This is a genomic window from Pseudomonas sp. E1MeOHC2 (genome assembly GCF_058745025.1).
Genome location: NZ_CP196675.1, coordinates 2,659,913 through 2,684,123, shown reverse-complemented (window position 1 = coordinate 2,684,123; position 24,211 = coordinate 2,659,913). Strand labels below are relative to the sequence as shown.

Here is a 24,211-nt window from a genome sequence, read left to right as displayed (position 1 = left end):
GCCCCTGTTCAGTCAAAGCTACCGTGCAGTTGGTGAATCTGCCGCCGCTGCTTCTTGTTTGGCCGGCCATCGGTGGTCACGCCCATCGCTCCGGCCTTGCGCATCTCGGCAGCCTGCTCACGACGGCGTACGCTTTCTTCCGTCTCGGCATACAGCGCTTGCGCCTCGGGCGCCCCACGCCGCACCACCGACAGCGCCTTGACCACTACCGTGCGCTCGTCAAACCCGGTACGCAGGACAAATTCATCCCCCACCCTGGGTTCCTTGCCGGGCTTGCAGCGTTCACCCCGGCAGTGCACCTTGCCGCTTTCGATGGCCGCCTTGGCCAGCGCCCGGGTTTTGTAAAACCGCGCCGCCCACAGCCATTTGTCCAGGCGAACCTTGTCGTCTTCTTCCGCCTTATGTGCCATCCCGTTACCTCGAATTCTGTCTTTAATCGAACTGTACTACCGTATCTTGCGGATGCAAAAAGTCCACGCCGTGCTTACAGTTCACCACCTTATCCCCAGGGCGCGTTTCGTGAAGACATTTGACCATTTGACTGTGATCGGCCTGCGCGAGTGGGTGGCCCTGCCCGACCTTGGCGTCGCCGGGCTGCGCGCCAAGATCGACACCGGCGCCAGCACCTCCAGCCTGCACGCTACCGAGGTGGAGCCGTTCGAGCGTGACGGCCAGCCCTGGGTGCGTTTTACCGCGCACCTGGGCTCGGTGGTGCAGTTGCGTCACCGCCGTTGCGAAGCCCCGCTGGTGACCATGAAGACCATCAAGAGCTCCAATGGCCACGCCCAAGCCCGCTACGTGATTCGCACGTCGCTGGCGCTGGGCGATAGCGTGTGGGAAGTAGAGTTCACCCTGGCCTGTCGCAAAGAAATGCGTTACCGCCTGTTGCTCGGCTCCAAGGCACTTATTCACGGCCAGTTGGTGGTCAACCCTGGCCTGAAGTACGTACAAGACAAACCGGCCTTTGCGGCCACCCTTTCCCCTGTCACAGGTGCTGCATGAAGATCGCTGTGCTGTCGCGCAATCCGCGTCTGTATTCCACCCGCCGCCTGGTCGAAGCCGGTACCCAGCGTGGCCACGAAATGGTGGTGATCGATACCCTGCGGGCCTACATGAACATCGCCAGCCACAAGCCGCAGATCCACTACCGCGGCAAACCGCTGGAAGGCTTCGATGCGGTGATCCCGCGCATCGGTGCCTCGGTCACGTTCTACGGCTGCGCAGTGCTGCGTCAGTTCGAGATGATGGGCGTCTACCCGCTCAACGAATCGGTGGCCATCGCCCGCTCGCGTGACAAACTGCGCTCATTGCAGTTGCTGTCGCGGCGCGGCATCGGCCTGCCGATCACCGGCTTCGCCCACTCGCCTGACGACATCCCGGACTTGATCCAGATGGTCAATGGTGCCCCCCTGGTGATCAAAGTGCTGGAGGGTACTCAGGGCATTGGCGTGGTGCTGTGCGAGACCACCCAGGCGGCCGAGTCGGTGATCGAAGCGTTCATGGGCCTGAAGCAGAACATCATGGTGCAGGAGTACATCAAGGAGGCCGGCGGTGCCGACATTCGCTGCTTCGTGGTGGGCGACAAGGTCATTGCCTCGATGAAACGTCAGGCCAAGCCGGGTGAGTTTCGCTCCAACCTGCATCGGGGCGGCGTCGCCAGCCTGATCAAGATCACGCCGGAAGAGCGGATAACCGCGATTCGTGCGGCCAAGGTCATGGGCTTGAGTGTGGCGGGGGTGGATATCCTGCGGTCCAACCATGGGCCGCTGGTGATGGAGGTGAACTCATCGCCGGGGCTGGAGGGCATTGAAGTGACCACCGGCAAGAACGTGGCCGGGATGATCATCGAGCACCTGGAGAAGAATGGCGGGCCGAATCAGACCCGGACCAAGGGGAAAGGCTAGGGTTGGTCTTGCCGGCCTCTTCGCGGGGCAAGCCCGCTCCCACCGTAATACCTGTGGGAGCGGTCTTGCCCCGCGAAGAGGCCGCTACAGATCACACCGCATTACGCGGCAACAAAAGCCCCAACGGCAACCTCACCCGCGCCTCGATCCCGCCACCAGACCGATTGCGCAACTCGACATTCCCGCCATGCTGGGCCGCGATCCGCTTTACGATCGCCAAGCCCAACCCGGTCCCCTTGCCACCACGGGCACGGTCCCCACGAATGAACGGGTTGAAGATGGTCTCCAGCTCCGACTCGTCGATCCCCGTCCCCCGGTCCAGCACGCTGAGCACCACGTAAGGCGCGCTCTCGTCGCCCGACACATAGGCCGCCACCTCTACCCCTTTGCCGGCATGGTGCAAGGCGTTGCCGATCAGGTTGCCCAGCATGCGCTTGAGCGAAACCCGGCGCAGCGGGAACGGTGGGATAGGCTCAAGGCACAGCCGTACACGCTCTTCCGGTTGGTTGTACGGTGCCACCACTTCGCGCACCAGGTCGGCCAAGTCGACCTCTTCCACCGGCTCGTCACGCCCATCGCGGATGAACGCCAGGAACTGGTCGAGAATCGCGTCCATATCCTCGATGTCGCGGACCATGTCATCGCTCAACTCGTTGTCACTGTCCAGCAACGAAAGCGACAGGCGCAGCCGCGTCAGCGGTGTACGCAGGTCGTGGGAAACCCCGGCCAGCATCAGCTCACGCTCACGCCCTGCCTGTTCGACATCCTCGGCCATCTGGTTGAACGCCCGATAGACCTCGGTCATTTCACTGGGCGTGTCGCTGATCGGCAAGCGCACGCTGCGCCCCTGACCCAGTTGCCGAGCGGCAAACACCAGGCGCTTGAGCGGCTGGTTCAGTTGGCGCACGAAAATCCAGGCCGACGCGGTGGACAACAGGCCGATGGCCAGGAACCAGCCGAGCACGTTCCAGATCTTCTGCCCCCGCAGCGGGTGCGGGTACAGCGGCACCTTGAGCCAGCCAGGGCCGAGGCTCGGCGCATTGACCCACAACGCCGGTGGTGCATGGATGCGCAGACGCACTTCGGTGTCTTCACCCAATTCGGCCTGCATCTGACGCTGGTAGATCTCACTGTATGGCCAATGCTGCTCGCCTTCCGGCACACCAGCACCGGTCACCCGGATCAGGCCTGCTGCTTCGGCGATCTTGTCGCGGTTCTCTTCATCGGCAGCCCAATAGGCGCGCAAGGTCAGTGCCACACCGTGGCTGTACTGACGATCGACCAGCACATCCTCGTTCATCAAAAGGTAAACGAGGGTTAGCGCCTTGGAAAACAGGACGACGATCAGCACCAGCCACAGCGTGCGGGCGAAGAAACTCTGCGGAAACCACAGCGGCGTTTTCATCGACGGCACGGCATCATTTGCCGGCGTTTCCGTCCGGTACGAAGACGTAACCCACGCCCCAGACCGTCTGGATGTAACGTGGCTTGGATGGGTCCGGCTCGATCATGCGGCGCAGGCGCGAGATCTGCACGTCGATGGAACGCTCCAAAGCATCCCACTCACGGCCACGGGCCAGGTTCATCAGCTTGTCGCGGGTCAGCGGTTCACGCGCGTGCATGACCAGCGCCTTGAGCACGGCAAACTCACCGGTGGTGAGCATGTGCACTTCGTCGCCGCGCTTGAGTTCACGGGTTGCCAGGGACAGCTCGTAATCACCGAAGGTGACCGACTCGTCCTCGCTGCCCGGGGCGCCAGGGACGCTCGGTGCCTGGCGGCGCAGCACGGCCTTGACCCGGGCCATCAGCTCGTCAGGGTTGAACGGCTTGCCCAGGTAGTCGTCAGCGCCCAGCTCCAGGCCCTTGATACGGCTGAGCTCGTCGCCCTTGGCAGTGAGCATGATGATCGGGATTTGGTTGTTCGACTGGCGCAGGCGCTTGCACGCGGACAGGCCGTCCTCGCCCGGCAGCATCAGGTCGAGCACGACCAGGTTGAACACCTCGCGCGACAGCAGGCGGTCCATCTGCTCGGTGTTGGGCACCGCGCGGGCACGGTAGCCCTTGCTGGTGAAGAAACGTTCCAGCAGGCTGCTCAGCCCCGGATCGTCGTCGACGATGAGAATCTTGTCACCTTCAGCGGTGTTTGCAGTGCCGGTCATGAATAACTCCTCTGGTATCGCCGCGCATTATGGCGTAGCCATTGCAACGCGTGCCGTGAGCATTGTTAGCAGATTTTTCCCCCGGCGCCAGTTCCGGGCCATTCAGGCTGGCTTGGCGCCATCACCGCAAGCCAGTCACGATGGGTATAATGCGCGGCTTTCATCCAGCGCCGTCGGGCTCCAGGCCCGCGCGCGGCCCCCGTATTCACAATTGTCAGGTGGTTTACATGGACAGCATCAACAGCCGTATCGCCGAGGAACTGGGCGTACGCCCACAACAGGTCGAAGCGGCCGTGGGCCTGTTGGACGAAGGCTCGACCGTGCCCTTCATCGCCCGCTACCGCAAGGAAGTGACCGGCAGCCTGGACGACACCCAACTGCGCCACCTGGAAGAGCGCCTGCGCTACCTGCGCGAACTCGACGAGCGCCGCGCCAGCATCCTGTCCAGCATCGAGGAACAGGGCAAACTGACCCCGGAACTGGCCCGCGAGATCAAGCTCGCCGACACCAAGACCCGCCTCGAAGACCTCTACCTGCCGTACAAGCAAAAGCGCCGCACCAAGGGCCAGATCGCCCTGGAAGCCGGCCTCGGCGAGCTGGCCGACGGCCTGTTCAACGACCCGCAGTTGACCCCGGAAACCGAAGCGGCACGCTTCGTCGATGCCGAAAAGGGCGTGGCCGATGTCAAGGCAGCGCTGGAAGGCGCGAAATACATCCTCATGGAGCGCTTCGCCGAAGACGCCGCCCTGCTCGACAAGCTGCGCAACTTCCTCAAGCAGGAGTCGGTACTCAGCGCCCGCGTGGTGGCCGGCAAGGAAGAGGAAGGCGCCAAGTTCCGCGACTACTTCGCCCATGACGAACTGCTGCGCAGCGCGCCGTCGCACCGTGCCCTGGCGATTTTCCGCGGGCGCAACGAAGGTATCCTGAGCGCATCGCTGAAGGTCGGTGAAGAACTGCCCGGCACCCTGCACCCGTGCGAAGTCATGATCGGTGGCCACTTCGGCCTGGAAAACCGCAGCCGCCCGGCCGACAAGTGGCTGGCCGAGGTGGTGCGCTGGACCTGGAAGGTCAAGCTGTACACCCACCTGGAAACCGACCTGTTCGGTGAGCTGCGCGACAACGCCGAGGGTGAGGCAATCAACGTCTTCGCCCACAACCTGCACGACCTGTTGCTGGCCGCCCCGGCCGGCCCGCGCGCCACTCTGGGCCTGGACCCTGGCCTGCGCACCGGCTGCAAGATCGCCGTGGTCGATGCCACCGGCAAACTGCTGGACACCGCCACCGTCTACCCGCACGCACCGCGCAACGACTGGGACCGCACGATCTCCGTGCTGGCCGCCCTGTGCGCCAAGCACTCGGTGGAGCTGGTTGCCATCGGCAACGGCACCGCCAGCCGCGAGAGCGACAAGCTGGTGGCCGAGCTGGTCAAGAAGTACCCAGCCCTGAAGGTCACCAAGGTGATGGTCTCCGAGGCCGGCGCTTCGGTGTACTCGGCCTCGGAGCTGGCCGCACGCGAATTCCCGGACCTGGATGTGTCGATCCGTGGCGCCGTGTCCATCGCCCGTCGCCTGCAGGACCCGTTGGCCGAGCTGGTGAAGATCGACCCGAAATCCATCGGCGTCGGCCAGTACCAGCATGACGTGTCCCAGCTCAAGCTGGCGCGCGGCCTGGACGCGGTGGTCGAGGACTGCGTGAACGCCGTGGGCGTGGACGTCAACACCGCCTCCGTGGCGCTGCTGACCCGTATCTCGGGCCTCAACGCGACACTCGCGCAGAACATCGTCGCGCACCGCGACGCCAATGGCCCGTTCGCCACCCGCGCGGCGCTGAAAAAGGTCAGCCGCCTCGGTGAAAAGACCTTCGAACAGGCCGCCGGCTTCCTCCGCGTCATGAACGGTGACAACCCGCTCGACGCCTCTGCCGTGCACCCTGAAGCCTACCCGCTGGTGCAGCGCATCGCGGCCGGCACCGACCGCGACATCCGCTCGCTGATCGGCGACAGCAGCTTCCTCAAGCGCCTCGACCCGAAAAAATTCACCGACGAGACCTTCGGCCTGCCGACCGTCACCGACATACTCCAGGAACTGGACAAACCCGGCCGCGACCCACGCCCTGAGTTCAAGACCGCCACCTTCCAGGACGGCGTCGAAGACCTCAAGGACCTGGAGCCCGGCATGATCCTCGAAGGCGTGGTCACCAACGTCACCAACTTCGGTGCGTTCGTCGATATCGGCGTGCACCAGGACGGCCTGGTGCACATCTCGGCGCTGTCGGAAAAGTTCGTCAAAGACCCGCGCGAAGCGGTCAAGGCCGGCGACGTGGTCAAGGTCAAGGTCATGGAAGTGGACATCCCGCGCAAACGGGTCGGCCTGTCCATGCGCATGGGCGACACCCCTGGCGAGAAGGTTGAAGGCAACCGTGGCGGCGGCCGTGGCAATGGCGGCAACCGCCAGCAACAAGCGCCACGCCCGCGTGAAACCACTTCGGCGGCCCCGGCCAACAATGCCATGGCGTCGTTGTTCGCCAACGCCAAGCAGCTGAAGAAGAAGTGATGGACGTCCCCCGCGAATACGTCGAAAGCGCCTTCAGCCAGCTGCTTGGCTGCCGCCTGCAACGCCTGGACACAGGCGTTGCCGAGGTGGCCCTGGCGCTTGAGCCACAGTTGCGCAACCGTGGCCAGAAACTGCACGGCGGGGCGATCTTCAGCCTGGTGGACATCGCCATGGGCCTGGCCTGCTCGGCCAGCCATGGCTTCGACCAGCAAAGCGTGACCATCGAATGCAAGATCAACTACATGCGCGCCGTCAGTGACGGCGAGGTCGTGTGCACGGCCCGTGTGCTGCACGCCGGGCGGCGCACGTTGGTGGTCGACGCCGACGTAGTTCAAGGCGACAAACTGGTGGCCAAAGCGCAAGGAACCTTCGCGGTTCTCTAGCTCACCAAGCTGTATCTGCGGTATTTTCAGCAGTGCGCTGGCACTGCTGGAACCGCGTAAACCAGGCGACAACGCCAGTTCCTTTCTTCCTACCCTTGTAGACCGTTATCTCCACCCCCATATTGGGGCGACTGACGCGTGAAGGAATCCATCTTGAGCGACCTCCTCAACCGCCGCCTGAGCCTGCTCGGCGCAAATCTCCCCCTGCTCAAGCAGTGCCTGCACGGTATTGAGCGAGAATGCCTGCGCGTGACCGATGACGGTCGCCTGGCCCAGACCCCGCACCCTGAGGCCTTGGGTTCGGCGCTGACCAACGAGCAGATCACCACCGATTATTCCGAGTCGCTACTGGAGTTCATCACCCCGGCCCTGCCCGACCCGGCCAAGGTGCTCGAAAGCCTCGAACAGACCCACCGTTTCGTCTACAGCAAGCTGGGTGACGAATACCTGTGGAGCCCGTCGATGCCGTGCACGCTGCCGGCCGAGGAGGACATCCCGATCGCCGAGTACGGCAGCTCGAACATCGGCAAACTCAAGCACGTCTACCGCAAGGGCCTGGCCCTGCGCTACGGCCGCACCATGCAGTGCATCGCCGGTATCCATTACAACTTCTCGCTGCCCGAAGCCCTGTGGCCTCTGCTGCGCGAAGCCGAAGGCAGCACGCAAGACAACCGCGACTACCAGTCGTCGGCCTACATTGCCCTGATCCGCAACTTCCGTCGCTACAGCTGGCTGCTGATGTACCTGTTCGGCGCGTCGCCAGCGCTGGACAAAGGCTTCCTACGAGGCCGCCCGCACCAGCTCGAAGAGCTGGACGCCGAAACGTTGTTCCTGCCCTACGCCACCAGCCTGCGCATGAGCGACCTGGGTTACCAGAGCAACGCCCAGGCCGGCCTCACGCCTTGCTACAACAACCTGGCCAGCTACACCGACAGCCTGCGCAAGGCGGTGGGCACGCCCTACCCGCCCTACGTTGAAGTCGGCACGCACGTGGATGGCGAGTGGGTGCAGCTGAACACCAACATCCTGCAGATCGAGAACGAGTACTACTCGAACATCCGCCCCAAGCGTGTCACCTACACCGGCGAGCGGCCGATCCAGGCGTTGACGTCCCGCGGCGTGCAATACGTCGAAGTGCGCTGCCTGGACATCAACCCTTTCCTGCCGGTCGGGATCGACCTGCCCGAGGCGCGCTTCCTCGATGCGTTCCTACTGTTCTGCGCACTCGAAGACAGCCCGCAGCTGGACAACGGCGAATGCGGCCAGTGCACCGACAACTTCCTGTCCGTGGTCAAGGAAGGCCGTCGCCCGGGCCTGGAGCTGCATCGTGATGGCCAGCCGATCTCCCTGAAGGATTGGGCCAGCGAGCTGATCGAACGTATCCGGCCGCTGGCCGACCTGCTCGACCAGGCGCAAGGCGGCGAAGCCCACGCCAAAGCCCTGGATGCCCAGCAGGCCAAGGTCGATGATGCCTCGCTGACCCCGTCGGCCCAGGTGCTGGCACGCATGACCGAGCACGACGAAACCTTTATCCAGTTCTCCCTGCGCCAAAGCCGGGTCCACGCCGAAACATTCCGCGAACAGCCGCTGAGCAACGAACAGCAACAGGCGTTCGAAACACTGGCCCGCGAATCGCTCGCCAAGCAGTCCGAGCTGGAACAGGAGGAAGTCGGTGACTTCGACCTGTTCGTCGGCGCCTACCAGGCCAGTATCCTGGCGATCAGCAACTGATGAGCCGCACCGCCTCCCCGCGCAAGCCGCGCGCCAGCAGCCAGGCCAGGATCGAGATGATCCTGGTGGCCGCGCGCGAGCTGCTTGCAGAGCTTGGGGTGGCGGGGTTGTCGATTTACAGCGTGGCCGAGCGGGCGCAGATACCGCCGTCGTCGGTGTACCACTTCTTCGCCAGCGTGCCGGCCTTGCTGGAGGCGTTGACCGCCGATGTGCACCGGGCGTTTCGCGAGGCACTGAGCGCACCGATCGACAGCAGCGCGTTCGCCACCTGGCATGAGCTGTCGCGGCTGATCGAACAGCGCATGCTCGACATCTACAACGGGGATGCTGCGGCGCGTCAGTTGATTCTGGCCCAGCATGGTCTGAGCGAGGTGGTGCAGGCTGACCGGCAGCACGACATGGAGCTGGGCGACCTGATGCACAAGCTGTTCGACCAGCATTTTCATTTGCCGGTGATGCCGGCGGATGTGGATGTGTTTGCCCTGGCCATGGAGCTGAGCGACCGGGTGTATGCGCGGTCGGTGCAGTTGCATGAGCAGATTACGGCGCGCATGGCCGAAGAAGGCAAGCGGGTGTTCGAGGCGTATCTGGGGCTCTATTTGCCGCCGTTTTTGGCTAAGCGTTTGGGCTGAAATGAGTGGGGCCGCTTTGCGGCCCTTCGCGGGGCAAGCCCGCTCCCACATGGGAATTCGATCTCCTGTAGGAGCGGGCTTGCCCCGCGAAGGGCTGCAGAGCAGCCCCATTCAACACCAGCATCACAGCTTGGCAATGGACACTTCAGTCGACTTCACAAAGGCAATCACTTCACTGCCCACCTGCAGCTCCAGCTCACGCACGGAACGGGTGGTGATCACCGAGGTGACGACGCCGGAGGCGGTCTGTACGTCGATTTCCGACAGTACCGGGCCTTCGAGGATTTCTTTCACGGTGCCTTTGAACTGGTTGCGAACGTTGATGGCTTTGATAGTCATGGCTTGATTCCTTCTCTTTGGCTTCAGTCTGGTAAGTGAGTCGTTCAGTGCGCCCAACGCAGTTGCGTGGGCAAAGGGGCTACAGGATCCGGCTCGGGCGCAGTGCCCGGTGCCGACAGAACACGGTTGAGCACTTCGCTTTCCAACGCTGCCAAACGGTGCGAACCACGCGCCCTTGGCCGTGCCAGGTCAACAGTAAGGTCGAGCCCGACCTCGCCGTCTTCAATCAAGATCACCCGGTCAGCCACGGCAACCGCCTCGCTGACATCGTGGGTGACCAGCAACACGGTAAAACCGTGCTGACGCCAGAGGCGTTCAATAAGCTGCTGCATCTCGATACGAGTCAGCGCGTCCAGGGCCCCCAGCGGCTCATCCAGCAGCAACAGGCGTGGCTGGTGGATCAGTGCCCGCGCCAGCGCTACGCGCTGCTTCTGGCCACCGGAGAGTGCCGCCGGCCATTCGTGTGCGCGGTCGGCAAGGCCGACCGCCTCCAGCGCGTCCAGCGCACGTGGGCGCCAGTCGCCCGACAGGCCCAGGCCAACGTTGTCGATCACTTTCTTCCAGGGCAACAGGCGCGCGTCCTGGAACATCAGCCGCGTTTCTTCGCGGGCTTCGGCCAACGGTGCAGCACCCGCCAACAGCTCACCGGCGCTGGGTTGGTCGAGGCCGGCCAGCAAGCGCAGCAAGGTGCTCTTGCCGCAGCCACTGCGACCGACGATGGCGACAAACTGACCCGCCGGGATGTGCAGGTCGATGCCTTTGAGTACTTCACGCTGGCCAAAGGTCTTGCGCAGGCCGTTGGATGCCAGGGGGATGCCACGCAACAGGCGTGGCGGCTGTTCCTTGAGCACGGTCATGCGCCCTCCTTCTTGGCCACTTGGTAGGCCGGGTGCCAGCGCAGCCAAACACGTTCCAGGCCGCGAGCAGCGAGGTCGGCGAGCTTGCCAAGCACGGCATACAGGACGATGGCCAATACCACCACGTCGGTCTGCAGGAACTCACGGGCGTTCATCGCCAGGTAACCGATACCGGCATTGGCCGAAATGGTTTCTGCAACGATCAGGGTCAGCCACATGAAGCCCAAGGCAAAGCGCACACCGACCAGGATCGAGGGCAATGCACCCGGCAGGATCACCTGACGGAACAGGCCGAAGCCGGACAAGCCATAGCTGCGCGCCATCTCCACCAGCGCTGGGTCAACGTTGCGGATACCGTGGTAGGTGTTGAGGTAGATCGGGAACAGCGTGCCCAGGGCGACCAAAAAGATCTTCGCCGACTCGTCGATGCCGAACCACAGGATTACCAGCGGAATCAGCGCCAGGTGCGGCACGTTGCGGATCATCTGCACCGAGCTGTCGAGCAGGCGTTCGCCCCAGTTCGACAGGCCGGTGATGAAGCCCAGCACCAGGCCGATGCTGCCGCCGATGACAAAACCAAGCCCGGCACGCCAGCCACTGATCGCCAGGTGGGTCCAGATCTCGCCACTGCGCACCAGTTCGACACCCGCGCTGACCACCGCGCTCGGCGCCGGCAGGATGCGGGTCGACAGCCAGCCCGCGCTGACGGCCAGCTGCCAGACTGCCAGCAGCAGTACCGGCAGTGCCCACGGCGCCAGGCGCTGGGTCAGGGTGGAAGAAGTTGCACGACTCATGGCCCGGCCCTCAGCTCTGCGACACGGACTTGGGCAGGATGTCGTTGGCCACCATCTCCCCGAACGGGCTCACGTAGCCGCCGGTTTTCGGCTGCTCCGGGCGCTGTACGTCGAGGTGCGGGAACAACAGTTCAGCCACGCGGTAGGACTCTTCCAGGTGTGGATAACCCGAGAAGATGAAGGTATCGATACCCAGCTCGGCGTATTCCTTGACCCGGGCTGCCACGGTCGGGCCATCGCCGACCAGCGCGGTACCGGCGCCGCCACGTACCAGGCCGACACCCGCCCACAGGTTGGGGCTGACCTCCAGGTTGTCGCGGTTACCGCCATGCAGGGCAGCCATGCGCTGCTGGCCCACCGAGTCGAAACGCGCCAGCGAGGCTTGGGCACGGGCGATGGTCTCATCGTCCAGGTGCGAGATCAGGCGGTCAGCGGCGGCCCAGGCTTCTTCGTTGGTTTCACGCACGATCACGTGCAGGCGGATACCGAAGCGCACTTCGCGGCCTTGTGCGGCAGCTTTTTCGCGCACCTGGGCAATTTTTTCGGCAACGGCGGCAGGTGGCTCACCCCAGGTCAGGTACAGCTCGACCTGCTCGGCAGCCAGGTCCTGGGCGGCTTCGGACGAACCCCCGAAGTACAGCGGCGGACGCGGTTGCTGAATCGGCGGATAGAGCAGCTTGGCGCCTTTCACCTGAATGTGCTTGCCATCGTAATCGACGTTTTCGCCTTCCAGCACTTTGCGCCAGATACGGGTGAACTCGACCGAGGCTTCGTAGCGCTCTTCGTGGCTCAGGTGCAGGCCGTCACCGGCCAGTTCGTCCGGGTCGCCGCCGGTTACCAGGTTGAACAGCGCACGGCCGTTGGACAGGCGGTCCAGGGTCGCGGCCTGACGCGCCGCCACGGTCGGCGAAATGATGCCGGGGCGCAGGGCAACCAGAAATTTCAGATGCTGGGTCACGGGGATCAGCGACGCGGCCACCAGCCAGGAATCCTCGCAGGAACGCCCGGTCGGGATCAGCACGCCGCCAAAACCCAGGCGGTCGGCAGCCTGGGCAATCTGCTGCAGGTAGCCGTGATCGACCGCACGGGCGCCATCGGACGTGCCCAGGTACTTGCCGTCACCGTGAGTGGGAAGAAACCAGAAAATATTAAGGCTCATTGGAGTTGTCTCCTCAAGGGTGGCTCAAGCCGGAGCGGCGCCCCGGCGCAGGCAAATCAATCAAGGCGCACTGGCGACCTTGGCCGGGGGTGTCCAGATCACGTCCTTGATGCTCAGCGGCTTGGGGATAAGCTTCAGCGCCTGGAACGTGTCGGCGATCTTCTGTTGCGCGGCCACCACCTCGGGGGTGAGCGGCGCGGCGCCGTAGCCTTGGCGCTTGACCGAGGTCAGGGTGATGTCGGCAGGCAGCCCCAGCAGTGGCGCGACCTGATCGGTGACCTCCTGCGGGTTGGCCTGGGACCATTCGCCCACGGCGCGCACTTCCTCGATCAAGGTGCTGATCACGGCAGGGTGCTGGGTGGCATAGTCACGGGTGGCGAGGTAGAACTGATGGTTGTCGACCAGGCCTTTACCGTCACGCAGGGTGCGCACCTGCAGCTGCTTCTCGGCGGCCGCCTGGTACGGGTCCCAGATCACCCAGGCATCGACGCTGCCACGCTCGAATGCAGCACGGGCATCGGCCGGTGGCAGGTAGACCGGTTGAATGTCGCTGTACTTGAGGCCTGCATCTTCCAGGGCACGCACCAGCAGGTAGTGGACGTTGGAGCCTTTGTTGAGGACGACTTTCTTGCCTTTGAGGTCTTTTACCGACTGGATCGACGAGCCCTTCGGCACCAGGATCGCTTCGCTGTGCGGCGCAGGCGGCTCGTAGGCGACGTAGAGCAGGTCGGCACCGGCGGCCTGGGCGAACACGGGTGGCGTTTCGCCGGTGACGCCGAAGTCGATGGAGCCAACGTTCAGCCCTTCCAGCAGCTGCGGGCCACCGGGGAACTCGGTCCATTGCACCTGCACGCCTTGCTCGGCCAAGCGCTTTTCCAGCGTGCCCTTGGCCTTGAGCAGCACCAGGGTGCCGTATTTCTGGTAACCGATACGCAGGCTCTCGGCCTGGGCTTGGGTGATGGCGCCGAAGGACACAGCCGCCGCAAACAGGGCGACCAGACCACGACGCAAGAAGACTGTGCGCATGGCGCTCTCCTGTGCGAATAGGGTTCGGGTTGCACCTGCTTGCCTCGTTGACGGGCGAGTAAGGTGAATGACGCGGTAAAGCCGTTGAACCGGGTCAGATGCTCCAGCGGGCACTGATCAGGCGTTCGTTGAGTACGCCGGGGGCCACGGGCCGTGGCCGACGGGCCAGGGCAACGTGGAAGGTTTCCAGCGAGTCCTGCAGGCGCTCATCCAGAGCGGGTGCCAGCTGCGCCGCCTTGGCGCCTTCTGCGTAGGCGACCTGGCTGTCGTCGGCGAAGATCCCTTGCAGGGTCTCTTGCGCCTTGAGTGCAGACAGCACCGGTTTTAACGCGTAATCCACCGCCAGCATGTGGGCGATGCTGCCGCCGGTAGCGATTGGCAGCACGATCTTGTGCTCCAGGGCGCGTTCGGGCAGCAGGTCGAGCAAAGTCTTCAGTGCACCGGCGAACGATGCCTTGTACACCGGGGTGGCGACGATCAGGCCGTCGGCCTGGGCTACCAGTTGCTGGAAGTGCTGCACCTGCGGGCTGTCGAAGCGCGCATGGAGCAGGTCCTCGGCGGCGAAGTCACGCACCTGGAAGGTCACCACTTCCACGCCACGGTTTTGCAGCCACTGGCGCGAGCGCTCGAGCAGCACGCCGGAGCGTGAACGGGTACCAGGGCTACCACCGATTGAGACGACCAACATTGGAGCGCTTCCTTGTGTTCTGTTGGGGTGACATTAACAGGCTGTTTATATATCTAGAAATCATATTTTTTCATTTGTTTATTCCATTTTTGATAGTTACGTTTTCCGCCCATTCGCGGGCAAGCCCGCTCCCACAATGACCGCACTGGGCATGAGGGTAGCGCTGTGCCTGTGGGAGCGGGCTTGCCCGCGAAGCGTCCAACGCCGAGTTGCAGGCATAAAAAAGGGCCGTCGAAACGGCCCGAAATCCCTGCTATGGCTAAGAGCAATGCAACGAGGATCCTTTAACGATTAGGTTGCGGCGTCAGGCGCAGATAAGGCTTAACTGCCCGATACCCTTTGGGGAAACGCTGCTTGATCTCCTCCTCGTCTTTGAGCGAAGGCACGATCACCACGTCGTCACCGTCTTGCCAGTTACCTGGCGTGGCGACCTTGTAGTTGTCGGTCAGCTGCAGCGAATCGATCACCCGCAGGATCTCGTTGAAGTTGCGCCCGGTACTGGCCGGATAGGTAATGGTCAGGCGCACCTTCTTGTTTGGGTCGATGACGAACAGCGAGCGCACGGTCAGGGTGTCGTTCGCGTTCGGGTGGATCAGGTCGTACAGATCGGAGACCTTGCGGTCAGCGTCGGCGATGATCGGGAAGTTGACCACGGTGTTCTGGGTCTCGTTGATGTCATCGATCCACTTGTGGTGCGAGTCGACCGGGTCCACCGACAGCGCGATGGCCTTGACCCCACGCTGGGTGAAGTCGTCCTTGAGCTTGGCGGTCAGGCCCAGTTCGGTGGTGCACACAGGGGTGAAGTCGGCCGGGTGAGAAAACAGTACACCCCAACTGTTGCCGAGCCACTCGTGGAAGCGGATCTTGCCTTCACTGGAATCCTGTTCGAAGTCGGGGGCGATATCGCCGAGTTTGAGACTCATGGGGTGCGGCTCCTGTGCTGTGTTCTGGCCTTGTTGGGTTCAATGTGCCTGCATTCAGTTAAAAACAAAAAGAATAAATACTGATTTATTTATAACCATAAAGCATACCTAATCGCACACACAAAAAAGCCTCGCACTAGGCGAGGCTTCTGGTTCAGCTACGGCTTACAGGAAGTTGTAAGTGTAGTTGAAGATCAGACGGGTCTGATCCTGGTCAGCCAGCGAGCTGGTGCCAGTGCCACGGTAGACACCGTGACGCAGGCTGGCGCCCAGGCCCTTGAAGGTGCCTTCCTGGATGACGTAGTCAACGCGGGCGTCACGTTCCCATTCGCTGAAGGTACCGTTGCCGTTGGCGTTCTTGCCGTCTTCACCTTTCAGGTAGGAGACCGAAGCTTTCAGGCCAGGTACGCCCAGACGCGCGAAATCATACGAGTACTGACCGAAGGTGGTGTTCTCACCGGCCTTGGCGAACTGGTTGATCATGCTGTCGGTGAACAGGTAGAAGCTGGAGCCACCGGCGCCTTCGTTGCGGCCATTGCCATCAACGACGCTGCCCTGGTTGAGCCAGACGAAACCACCGTCATCGTTGACGCGCTGGTGACCGAGCATCAGCGCATGGCCACCCAGGGTGTAGGTGAACATGGCGGTCCAGGTCTTGTTGTCGACCTCGCCAGCGTTCTTGGCATAACCGCCGTTGTTGTTGAAGCGGTAGCCGGCTTCACCGTTCTTGCCGTCGCTGCTGCTGTCGAAGTAGCGCAGGTCGGTCTTGAACGACTGGTCGTCAGCGATCTTGAACACGTGAGTCGCGCCCAGGAAGTGCTGCTTGTAGAAGTCTTCCAGGTTCGAGTAGTAGTACTGCAGGGTCAGGTCTGGCGTGAGCTTGTAGTCCAGGCCGCCGTAGCGGAACTTGTTGCTGTCCTGGCTAGCGCCCGCCACGGACAGGCCGGTACGGTTGCTCGAAGCACGGCCCATGGCGTGGGTCAGCTGACCGGCGTTGACGGTCAGGTTGTCGATTTCCTTCGACTGGATGGTGCCACCCTCGAAGGTCTGCGGCAGCAGACGACCATCGTTGGCCACCAGGATCGGCAGGTTCGGCGCCAGGGCGCTACCGTAGTGAACCTCGGTCTTGGAGAAGCGAGCCTTGGCGTTACCGCCCACGCGGGCCCACTGGCTCACTGCAGAGCCGTCGGTATCGCTTGGGAAGAAGCTGCTGTTGTCAGGGTGCTTGCCGCGGCCGCCATCCAGGTGAATACCCCACAGGGCCTGGACATCGACGCCGAAACCAACGGTGCCTTCGGTGAAACCGGACAGGTAGTCGAGCTTGAAGCCCTGGCCAGACTCGCGGTTGTCAGCGCCGCCGTCACGGTTGTCGTTGTTGAAGTACATGGTGCGCGAGCTGAGCGACAGTTTGCTGTCTTCAACGAAACCGGCAGCGCCTGCTTGTTGGGCGAGAACCCCCAGTGCCACGGCCAGAGCCAGGCTGGACTTGTACATGTTTTGCTCCTCTACGTTCTAATTCTTGTGTATCTCTGGCGGCGAAGTCTGCTGCCTCGCTCACCGTGGATTGGCGATTTAGTCCCAAAGCGTGACCATGAAGTCAATCGTTTCTAAACGTTTCGCGACTTTGGTCTAAGGCCACCTGCGCTACAGGATAATGACAATCCTATAAATCCAAAATGACCGTTTTATGAATTCGTAAGATTTTTCCGGAATATGTTAGGAACCTTTACTGCCATTTGTTGTAGACAGCACCACCACTCATAACTTTCGGCTATTTGCAAACGTTTGCTCATAACCTAATTCCATCCCGTTCTATGGGGACGAAAAAGCCTAGCAGCCGTCTCGGATTTCGCCATTGAGCGAAATCGGCCCAGCAGGCTTAAAGCATTTGGCTCCTAAGCTAATTCTAAAAAGTTATTTATTTTCGATTTCTTAGATCATCTAGTCTTCTCGCCATCCATCACATCGATTGCCTGACGAGAGGTTCACCATGATCCCGCACGCTCCGCTGCGCCTGTTCGCCGCCCTGACTCTCGCCAGCACCAGCTGGTTGGCCCAGGCTGCCGACCTGACCGTGGCCTACCAGACCACCGTTGACCCAGCCAAAGTGGCCCAGGTCGATGGCGATTACGAGAAAGCCAGCAAGGCCAGCATCGACTGGCGCAAATTCGACAACGGCGCCGATGTGATCACCGCCGTGGCCAGCGGCGACGTGCAAATCGGCTACCTCGGCTCCAGCCCGCTGGCCGCCGCGGCTACCCGCAAGCTGCCGGTCGAGACCTTCCTGATCGCCACCCAGATCGGTGCTGGCGAAGCACTGGTGGCGCGCGACAGCATCAAGACCCCGCAAGACCTGATCGGCAAGAAGGTTGCGGTGCCCTTTGTCTCCACCGGCCATTACAGCCTGCTGGCAGCGCTCAAGGCCTGGAACATCGACCCGTCCAAGGTGCAGATCCTCAACCTCGCGCCACCGGCCATCATTGCTGCCTGGAAGCGCGGTGACATCGACGCCACCTACGTCTGGGACCCCGCCCTGGGCGTGGCCAAGGAAAACGGCAAAGTGCTGATCACCTCCGGTGAGCTGGCCGAGAAAGGGGCACCCACCTTCGACGCCTGGATCGTGCGCAAGGACTTCGCCGACAAGCACCCTGAGGTGGTCAAGGCCTTCGCCAAGGTCACCCTCGACGCCTACGCCGATTACCGCAAAGACCCGAAAGCCTGGCTGGCCAACAAGGACAACGTGGCCAAGCTGGTCAAGCTGTCCGGCGCCAAGGCCAGCGATATCCCGGTACTGCTGGAAGGCAACGTCTACCCATTGGCCGCAGACCAGGCCAACGCCCTGGGTGCACCGACCACTCAAGCGCTGACCGACACAGCCACCTTCCTCAAGCAGCAAGGCAAGGTTGACGCAGTGCTGCCGGACTACTCGCCGTACGTCAGCGCCAAGTTCCTGCCCAACTGATCCGGAGCCCGTCATGGCCTTGCTTGAACTGGAGCGCATCAGCGCACAGTACCCCGGCGCCAGCACCCCGGTGCTGGCCGACATCAACCTGAGCCTCGGGCCACGCCAGCTGCTGGTGGCCCTGGGCCCCTCGGGCAGCGGCAAGACCTCGCTGCTCAACCTGATTGCCGGCTTCGTCAGCCCCAGCGGTGGGCGCATCACCCTTGACGGCGTACCGGTCAAAGGCCCAGGCGCCGAGCGTGGCGTGGTGTTCCAGGACGATGCGCTGCTGCCCTGGCAGAACGTGCTGGGCAACGTTGCCTTCGGCCTTGAGCTGGCTGGCGTGCCGCGCGCCCAGCGTGAAGCCAAGGCCCGCGAGATGCTGGCCCTGGTCGACCTGGAAGGGTTTGCCGAGCGGCGTATCTGGCAATTGTCTGGCGGCCAGAAGCAACGCGTTGGCCTGGCCCGCGCGCTGGCAGCCGACCCACGGGTACTGCTGATGGACGAACCGTTCGGCGCGCTCGACGCGTTCACCCGCGAGCAGATGCAGGAGCTGCTGCTGCAGGTCTGGCAGCGCACCGCAAAACCGGTATTCCTGATTACCCACGACATCGAAGAAGCCGTATTCCTCGCCAGCGAGCTGGTGCTGCTGGCGCCCAACCCGGGCCGTGTGGTCGAACGCCTGCAACTGGACTTCGGCCAGCGCTATGCCGCTGGCGAGCCGGCCCGGGCAATCAAGTCCGACCCACGCTTCATCGAAACCCGCGAGCATGTGCTGGCGCGGGTCTTCTCCCAACGCCAAAGCCTGCAGGAGCGCGCATGAGCAGCCTGGATCTGCCGGTCACCGGCAAACGCGACGCCCCCACCCGGCCTGCTGAAAAGCCACGCCGTCAGCTGTCCACCCGTTGGATCAGCACCCTGACCTTGGCCAGCCTGCTGCTGGTCTGGTGGCTGGTGACTGCGGCCGGTTGGATCGAGCCCCTGTTTCTACCGGCACCCGGCGATATCCTGGCCAGGGCCTGGACCCTGCTGACCCAGGGCTACATGGATGCCAGCCTGTGGCAGCACCTGGGCGCAAGCCTGGGCCGCATCGGCCTGGCACTGGTCGCCGCGACCCTGACCGCCATCCCGGTCGGCATCGCCATCGGTTACAACCGCGTGGCGCGGGGCATTCTCGACCCGCTGATCGAGTTCTACCGCCCGATTCCGCCGCTGGCTTATCTGCCGCTTATCGTCATCTGGTGCGGCATCGGCGAGCTGTCGAAAGTGTTGCTGATCTACCTGGCGATCTTCGCCCCGATCGCCATCGCCACCGCCACCGGCGTACGTACCGTCGACCCAGCCAAGCTGCGCGCCGCGCAATCGCTGGGCGCCACCAAGGCGCAGCTGATCCGCCACGTGATCCTGCCCAGCGCCCTGCCCGACATCCTCACCGGCATCCGCATCGGCCTGGGCGTCGGCTGGTCGACCCTGGTGGCAGCAGAACTGATCGCCGCCACCAGCGGCCTGGGCTTCATGGTGCAATCGGCGGCGCAGTTTCTGGTCACTGATGTGGTGGTGCTGGGCATCCTGCTGATTGCCCTGATTGCCTTCGCGTTGGAGATGAGCCTGCGCGCGCTGCAACGCAAGCTGGTGCCCTGGCACGGGCAAAGCCACTGACCACGCCGGCATTTCGGCGCCTAGAACAAACAGATCGAGACCGACATGAGCCTGACCATCACCCCTCTCAGCCCGGCGCTCGGCGCCCAGATCAGCGGCGTGGACATCAGCCGCGACATCACCGCCGAGCAGCGCGATGCCATCGAGCAGGCGCTGCTCAAGCACCAGGTGCTGTTTTTCCGCGATCAACCGATCAACCCGGAGCAGCAAGCCCGCTTCGCTGCCCGCTTTGGCGACCTGCACATCCACCCGATCTACCCCAACGTGCCGGAAACTCCAGAGGTACTGGTGCTCGATACGGCGGTCACCGATGTGCGCGATAACGCTGTATGGCACACCGACGTGACCTTCCTGCCAACCCCGGCCCTGGGCGCTGTGCTCAGCGCCAAGCAGCTGCCGGCGTATGGCGGCGACACCCTGTGGGCCAGTGGCATTGCCGCCCTTGAAGCCTTGTCGGCGCCCCTGCGCGAGATGCTCGACGGGCTGACCGCGACCCACAACTTCACCAAGTCGTTCCCGCTGGAGCGGTTTGGTACTACCCCGGAAGACCTGGCGCGATGGGAGGCAACCCGACGCAACAACCCGCCACTGTCGCACCCGGTGATCCGCACGCATCCGGTCAGCGGGCGCAAGGCGCTGTTCGCCAATGAGGGGTTCACCACGCGCATCAACGAATTGAACGAGTATGAGAGCGAAGCATTGCTCAAGCTGCTGTTCGCCCATGCGACCCGGCCTGAGTTCAGCATTCGCTGGCGTTGGCAGGAGAATGATGTGGCGTTCTGGGACAACCGCGTGACCCAGCATTTTGCGGTGGATGATTACCGGCCGAATCGGCGGGTGATGCACCGGGCGACGATCCTTGGGGATGCGCCGTTCTAGTGATTCTGGAGCCTGTACTAGCACTTCGCGGGGCAAGCCCGCTCCCACAGAGACCGCACAGTGCCTGAAGGCAGCGGGGTACTTGCGGGAGCGGGCTTGCCCCGGGAAGAGGCCAGTACAGGAATCGACGGCTAGCGGACCAGATGCAAGTACTGCATATGCCGCTCGTACTGGTCGAGGATGTCGTTGATGATCTGCTCCTTGCTATAGCCCACCAGGTCATAGTTCTGGCTGCCCTCGCTCAGGTGCACCTCCGCCCGGTAATAGCGACGGTTCTTCAACTCCTGAGCACCCAGCCCACCCAGCGCAAACGACGGTGTGAAGTACCCGCGCATCTGCACCTGATAAATGAACGGCTGTTCTTCACCATGGCCGATCTTCAGGCTGACGTTGTCATGGCTCGGGTCGTCCTGGGTAATCAGCACCAGGCCCTTCTGCTCGAACACCTCACGCACATCGGCAATCGCCGGGCGCACCACGTCGTCCATGAAGCGGTACACCTCATCGCGTGACGGGAAGTGCACGGCCTGGCTCAGGCGTTGGCGCCAGCCACCACGCCCACGGCGTGACTGGGCGAACGGGGCCAGCGAATGCATCTGCGCGATCTGCCGCTGGGACTCCAGGTAGAACGCCTTGTGCAGCCCCCACATCATGCACAGCAAGATCAGCGAGAACGGCAACGAGGTCAGCACCACCGCCGACTTCAACGAATCGATACTGCCGGCGAACAGCAAGGCACTGGTGATCAGCGCGGTCATCGCGCCCCAGAAGATCCGCAGCCAGTTAGGCCCGTCTTCATCCGGGTCGCCACCCTTGGCCGACAAGGTCGACAGCACCACGGTGCCCGAGTCGGCCGAAGTGACAAAGAACACGAAGCTGATGAACACCGTGGTCGCGATCACCGCCTTGCTCCAAGGGTACGTCTCCAGCAGCAGGTACAGGCTCATCGACGGGTTATCCAGCGCCGACTGGCCAAGCGCGGTCATGCCATGGTTGATGACCTGGTCCAGGGCGCTGTTGCCGAAGATCGACATCCACGCCAGGGTGAAGCCCAGCGGAATCAGCAACACACCAAAGACGAACTCGCGGATGGTGCGGCCACGCGAAATACGCGCAATGAACAAGCCCACGAAAGGCGCCCAGGCAATCCACCAGGCCCAGTAGAACACCGTCCAGCCGCCCAGCCAGTCGCGGTTGTCGCCATAGGCATAGACGTCGAAACTCTTGCGGGGCAAGGCGCCGAGGTAATCACCCAGGTTCTGGATAAGCGTGTTGAACAGGTGCTGTGTAGGGCCGGCGAACAGCACGAACAGCAACAACGCGCAGGCCAGGAACAGGTTGATGTCGCTCATCACCCGCACGCCCTTCTCCACCCCCGCAACCGCCACGGCCACCGCCGCGCCCATCATCAGGGTGATCAGCGCGACCTGTACCCACTGGCTGTGGCTGATGCCGAACAGGTAGTCCAGGCCGGCGTTCAGGTGCAACACGCCAAAGCCCATGTCGGCGCCCAGGCCAAACACCGTGGCGATGATGCCGAAGCCGTCCACTGCGTAGCCGATCGGCCCGTTGATGCGCTTGCCGATCAGCGGGTACAACGCCGAGCGCAGGGCCAGTGGCAGGTTATGCCGGTAGGCAAAGTAGGCCAGCGCCATGCCGACGAAGGCAAACACACCCCAGCCGTGCAGGCCCCAGTGCAGGAACAGGATCTGCATCGCCTGGCGCCCGGCCTCTGCCGTGCCTGCTTCGCCCTGGGGCGGCTGCAGCATGTGGGTCAGCGGTTCGGACACGCAGAAGAAGAACAGCGTGATGCTGATACCGGCGGCAAACAGCATGCCGGCCCAGGACAGGTAGCTGAACTCGGGTTCGTCGTGGTCGGCACCGAGCTTGATCTTGCCGTAGCCGGACAAGGCGGTGACCACCACGAAGACCAGGTACAGCGTCATCGCCAGCATGTAGTACCAGCCGACCGTGTTGGCCGCCCAGTTCTGCGCCGCCAGCAACCAGTCGCCTGCGGTTTGCGGATTGCTGATGACTATCAGGCCGAAGATAAGGATGAAACTCGCCGCGAAATAGAACACCGGAGGGTTCATGCGCATCTTGCCATTGGCAAGGGAGGGGGTCGGTGCACTCATCGAGCATGCACCTCGTCAAGTGACGTGAGGTTCGAAATGAACGGGTTCAGCAAAGGAATCCTCCTGTTGAACACCGGCAGCGGACCAGCGTTTTTTCATTGAACAAGCGTTCAAGTTAAACATGGATCGGGATTTGATGCGAACCGGGGTGCTGATTGGTGCATGCCTTTGCCGGCCCTTTCGCGGGGCAAGCCCGCTCCCACACCTGAATTCAGTGCAGTGTGTATGTGGGAGCGGGCTTGCCCCGCGAAAGGGCCAGCAAAGGCAGTAGATAGCTTAGGTCAGTTCTTGTCCTGGCAATCCAGCTGCAGGTTCGCCTGGGTAATGTTGCTCTCGGCCGGCACACTGCGGGTAAGCCACACATTACCGCCAATGGTCGAGCCCTTGCCGATGGTAATGCGCCCCAGGATCGTCGCCCCCGCATAGATCACCACATCGTCCTCGACGATGGGGTGGCGCGGCAGGCCTTTGTGCAGTGTCCCCGACTCATCGCTGGGGAAGCGCTTGGCGCCCAAGGTCACCGCCTGGTAGATACGCACCCGCTCGCCGATGATCGCGGTCTCGCCGATCACCACACCAGTACCGTGGTCGATAAAGAAGCTCGGGCCGATCTGCGCGCCGGGGTGGATGTCGATACCGGTGGCCGAATGCGCCAGCTCCGAACTGATACGCGCCAACAGCGGCAAACCTGCCTGGTACAGGTGGTGCGCCAGGCGGTGATGGATGATGGCCAGGATGCCTGGGTAGCACAGCAGCACCTCATCGACACTGCGCGCCGCCGGGTCGCCGTGGTAGGCGGCCAGCACGTCGGTGTCGAGCAACACGCGCAAGTTGGGCAGCGCTGCGGCAAAATCCTGGATCAGGCGCAGGGCCTGGGCATCCACCGCGGCCAGGTCGCCCTGGCTCTGCCGGGCGGCGTAGCGCAGCTCCAGGCGAGCCTGAGCCAACAACGCGGTCAAGGCCGCATCCAGGGTGTGGCCTACATAAAAATCCTCGCTCTCTTCGCGCAGGTCGACCGGCCCCAGGCGCATCGGGAACAGCGCCCCGCACAACTGCTCGAGGACTTGGCGAATGGCCTCGCGAGAGGGCAGTTCGCGCCCGCCCTGCTCGCCAATGCTGCGGCCATTGCGACTGCGCCACTGCTCACGGGCGCTGCGCAAACCACTGACAATGCTGTGCAACTGCCAATGCGCGGATGTGGGGTGTTCGCTCACGGTGTTCTCCTGCCTGAGGCCAATCTGTCGTTATGCAATCCACTTTACGGCAAATCCATCCCTTGGAAAAAACAACGCTTTATTCCATCCTGCGCTAAGTCGGGCATAAGCCGCGATGACGGCGCCAGCATCCTGGCCTACCCTCAAAGCTGTGTTATTCCGACAAAAAACAAAAATGGAATAATAAAATAATTTTTTATTATTTCCGGGCCTAAGCGGCCAACTTTATAGTCGCC

Annotated in this window: 23 protein-coding genes; 10 read left to right on the top strand and 13 right to left on the bottom strand. The window is 62.9% G+C overall.

Annotated elements, in window-relative coordinates; genetic code table 11:
* Positions 1-8: 8 nt before the first annotated feature.
* Positions 9-410, bottom strand: coding sequence for an RNA-binding S4 domain-containing protein (locus ACSSU5_RS11940; protein ID WP_027595190.1), 402 nt, complete (start codon positions 408-410; stop codon positions 9-11).
* A 109-nt stretch (positions 411-519) separates the two neighbouring features.
* Here ACSSU5_RS11940 and rimB point away from each other — a divergent pair, with 109 nt between their 5' ends.
* Positions 520-1,002, top strand: coding sequence for a retropepsin-like aspartic endopeptidase RimB (rimB, locus tag ACSSU5_RS11935; RefSeq protein WP_264310723.1), 483 nt, complete (start codon positions 520-522; stop codon positions 1,000-1,002).
* A complete protein-coding gene (gene rimK / locus ACSSU5_RS11930) occupies positions 999-1,904 on the top strand; it encodes a 30S ribosomal protein S6--L-glutamate ligase (protein ID WP_012316721.1) in 906 nt (301 codons plus the stop codon). Before rimB ends, rimK begins: the two co-directional genes overlap by 4 nt.
* Before the next feature lie 91 nt (positions 1,905-1,995).
* Here rimK and ACSSU5_RS11925 read toward each other — a convergent pair whose 3' ends face one another.
* Complete coding sequence (locus ACSSU5_RS11925) at positions 1,996-3,309, bottom strand: ATP-binding protein (RefSeq protein WP_264310724.1); 1,314 nt, start codon at positions 3,307-3,309, stop codon at positions 1,996-1,998.
* 13 nt (positions 3,310-3,322) lie between these two features.
* Positions 3,323-4,063, bottom strand: coding sequence for an osmolarity response regulator transcription factor OmpR (ompR, locus tag ACSSU5_RS11920; protein WP_027595187.1), 741 nt, complete (start codon positions 4,061-4,063; stop codon positions 3,323-3,325).
* 227 nt (positions 4,064-4,290) lie between these two features.
* Here ompR and ACSSU5_RS11915 point away from each other — a divergent pair, with 227 nt between their 5' ends.
* The 4 genes from ACSSU5_RS11915 (at position 4,291) to ACSSU5_RS11900 (ending at position 9,361) form a co-directional block, all read left to right on the top strand.
* Positions 4,291-6,615: a Tex family protein gene (locus tag ACSSU5_RS11915; RefSeq protein WP_264310725.1), complete on the top strand. Its 2,325-nt coding sequence runs from the start codon at positions 4,291-4,293 to the stop codon at positions 6,613-6,615.
* Positions 6,615-6,998, top strand: a complete 384-nt coding sequence (locus ACSSU5_RS11910; protein ID WP_264310726.1) for a PaaI family thioesterase — start codon at positions 6,615-6,617, stop codon at positions 6,996-6,998. The genes ACSSU5_RS11915 and ACSSU5_RS11910 overlap by 1 nt, the downstream gene beginning before the upstream one ends.
* Positions 6,999-7,151: 153 nt before the next feature.
* Positions 7,152-8,729, top strand: coding sequence for a glutamate--cysteine ligase (gshA, locus tag ACSSU5_RS11905; RefSeq protein WP_264310727.1), 1,578 nt, complete (start codon positions 7,152-7,154; stop codon positions 8,727-8,729).
* Positions 8,729-9,361 (top strand): TetR/AcrR family transcriptional regulator, encoded by a 633-nt coding sequence (locus ACSSU5_RS11900; RefSeq protein ID WP_264310728.1) that lies wholly within the window; start codon positions 8,729-8,731, stop codon positions 9,359-9,361. The genes gshA and ACSSU5_RS11900 overlap by 1 nt, the downstream gene beginning before the upstream one ends.
* A gap of 123 nt (positions 9,362-9,484) precedes the next feature.
* Here the strand turns inward: ACSSU5_RS11900 and ACSSU5_RS11895 are convergent, their stop codons facing one another.
* The 8 genes from ACSSU5_RS11895 to ACSSU5_RS11860 form a co-directional block, all read right to left on the bottom strand.
* Positions 9,485-9,700: a TOBE domain-containing protein gene (locus ACSSU5_RS11895; RefSeq protein WP_027595183.1), complete on the bottom strand. Its 216-nt coding sequence runs from the start codon at positions 9,698-9,700 to the stop codon at positions 9,485-9,487.
* Between the two features lie 44 nt (positions 9,701-9,744).
* Entirely contained in the window at positions 9,745-10,557 is an 813-nt protein-coding gene (gene ssuB / locus ACSSU5_RS11890) for an aliphatic sulfonates ABC transporter ATP-binding protein (protein WP_264310729.1), read from the bottom strand.
* On the bottom strand, positions 10,554-11,351 hold the full coding sequence (gene ssuC / locus ACSSU5_RS11885) for an aliphatic sulfonate ABC transporter permease SsuC (RefSeq protein ID WP_264310730.1): 798 nt from the start codon (positions 11,349-11,351) through the stop codon (positions 10,554-10,556). The genes ssuB and ssuC overlap by 4 nt, the downstream gene beginning before the upstream one ends.
* Positions 11,352-11,361: 10 nt before the next feature.
* Complete coding sequence (ssuD, locus tag ACSSU5_RS11880; RefSeq protein WP_264310731.1) at positions 11,362-12,510, bottom strand: FMNH2-dependent alkanesulfonate monooxygenase; 1,149 nt, start codon at positions 12,508-12,510, stop codon at positions 11,362-11,364.
* A 60-nt stretch (positions 12,511-12,570) separates the two neighbouring features.
* Positions 12,571-13,536, bottom strand: a complete 966-nt coding sequence (locus tag ACSSU5_RS11875) for a sulfonate ABC transporter substrate-binding protein (protein ID WP_492561213.1) — start codon at positions 13,534-13,536, stop codon at positions 12,571-12,573.
* A 94-nt stretch (positions 13,537-13,630) separates the two neighbouring features.
* A complete protein-coding gene (gene ssuE, locus ACSSU5_RS11870) occupies positions 13,631-14,224 on the bottom strand; it encodes an NADPH-dependent FMN reductase (protein ID WP_264310733.1) in 594 nt (197 codons plus the stop codon).
* A gap of 284 nt (positions 14,225-14,508) precedes the next feature.
* Positions 14,509-15,147 carry a peroxiredoxin gene (locus ACSSU5_RS11865; RefSeq protein WP_264310734.1) on the bottom strand — a complete coding sequence of 213 codons (639 nt, stop codon included), beginning with the start codon at positions 15,145-15,147 and terminating at the stop codon, positions 14,509-14,511.
* A 165-nt stretch (positions 15,148-15,312) separates the two neighbouring features.
* Complete coding sequence (locus ACSSU5_RS11860; protein WP_264310735.1) at positions 15,313-16,641, bottom strand: OprD family porin; 1,329 nt, start codon at positions 16,639-16,641, stop codon at positions 15,313-15,315.
* Positions 16,642-17,137: 496 nt separating this feature from the next.
* Between ACSSU5_RS11860 and tauA the strand changes: the two genes are divergently transcribed.
* From tauA to tauD, 4 genes are read left to right on the top strand one after another with little or no spacing between them, the layout of a single operon-like run.
* On the top strand, positions 17,138-18,109 hold the full coding sequence (gene tauA, locus ACSSU5_RS11855; protein WP_264310736.1) for a taurine ABC transporter substrate-binding protein: 972 nt from the start codon (positions 17,138-17,140) through the stop codon (positions 18,107-18,109).
* 13 nt (positions 18,110-18,122) lie between these two features.
* On the top strand, positions 18,123-18,911 hold the full coding sequence (gene tauB / locus ACSSU5_RS11850; protein ID WP_264310737.1) for a taurine ABC transporter ATP-binding subunit: 789 nt from the start codon (positions 18,123-18,125) through the stop codon (positions 18,909-18,911).
* Positions 18,908-19,747, top strand: coding sequence for a taurine ABC transporter permease TauC (gene tauC / locus ACSSU5_RS11845; protein ID WP_264310738.1), 840 nt, complete (start codon positions 18,908-18,910; stop codon positions 19,745-19,747). Before tauB ends, tauC begins: the two co-directional genes overlap by 4 nt.
* Before the next feature lie 45 nt (positions 19,748-19,792).
* Positions 19,793-20,626 carry a taurine dioxygenase gene (tauD, locus tag ACSSU5_RS11840; protein WP_492561212.1) on the top strand — a complete coding sequence of 278 codons (834 nt, stop codon included), beginning with the start codon at positions 19,793-19,795 and terminating at the stop codon, positions 20,624-20,626.
* 131 nt (positions 20,627-20,757) lie between these two features.
* On the opposite strand, the gene betT is transcribed toward tauD, so the two are convergent.
* Both betT and epsC read right to left on the bottom strand, forming a co-directional pair.
* Positions 20,758-22,719: a choline transporter BetT gene (gene betT, locus ACSSU5_RS11835; protein WP_264313990.1), complete on the bottom strand. Its 1,962-nt coding sequence runs from the start codon at positions 22,717-22,719 to the stop codon at positions 20,758-20,760.
* Between the two features lie 323 nt (positions 22,720-23,042).
* Positions 23,043-23,975 (bottom strand): serine O-acetyltransferase EpsC, encoded by a 933-nt coding sequence (gene epsC, locus ACSSU5_RS11830; protein WP_264310740.1) that lies wholly within the window; start codon positions 23,973-23,975, stop codon positions 23,043-23,045.
* Between the last annotated feature and the right edge of the window lie 236 nt (positions 23,976-24,211).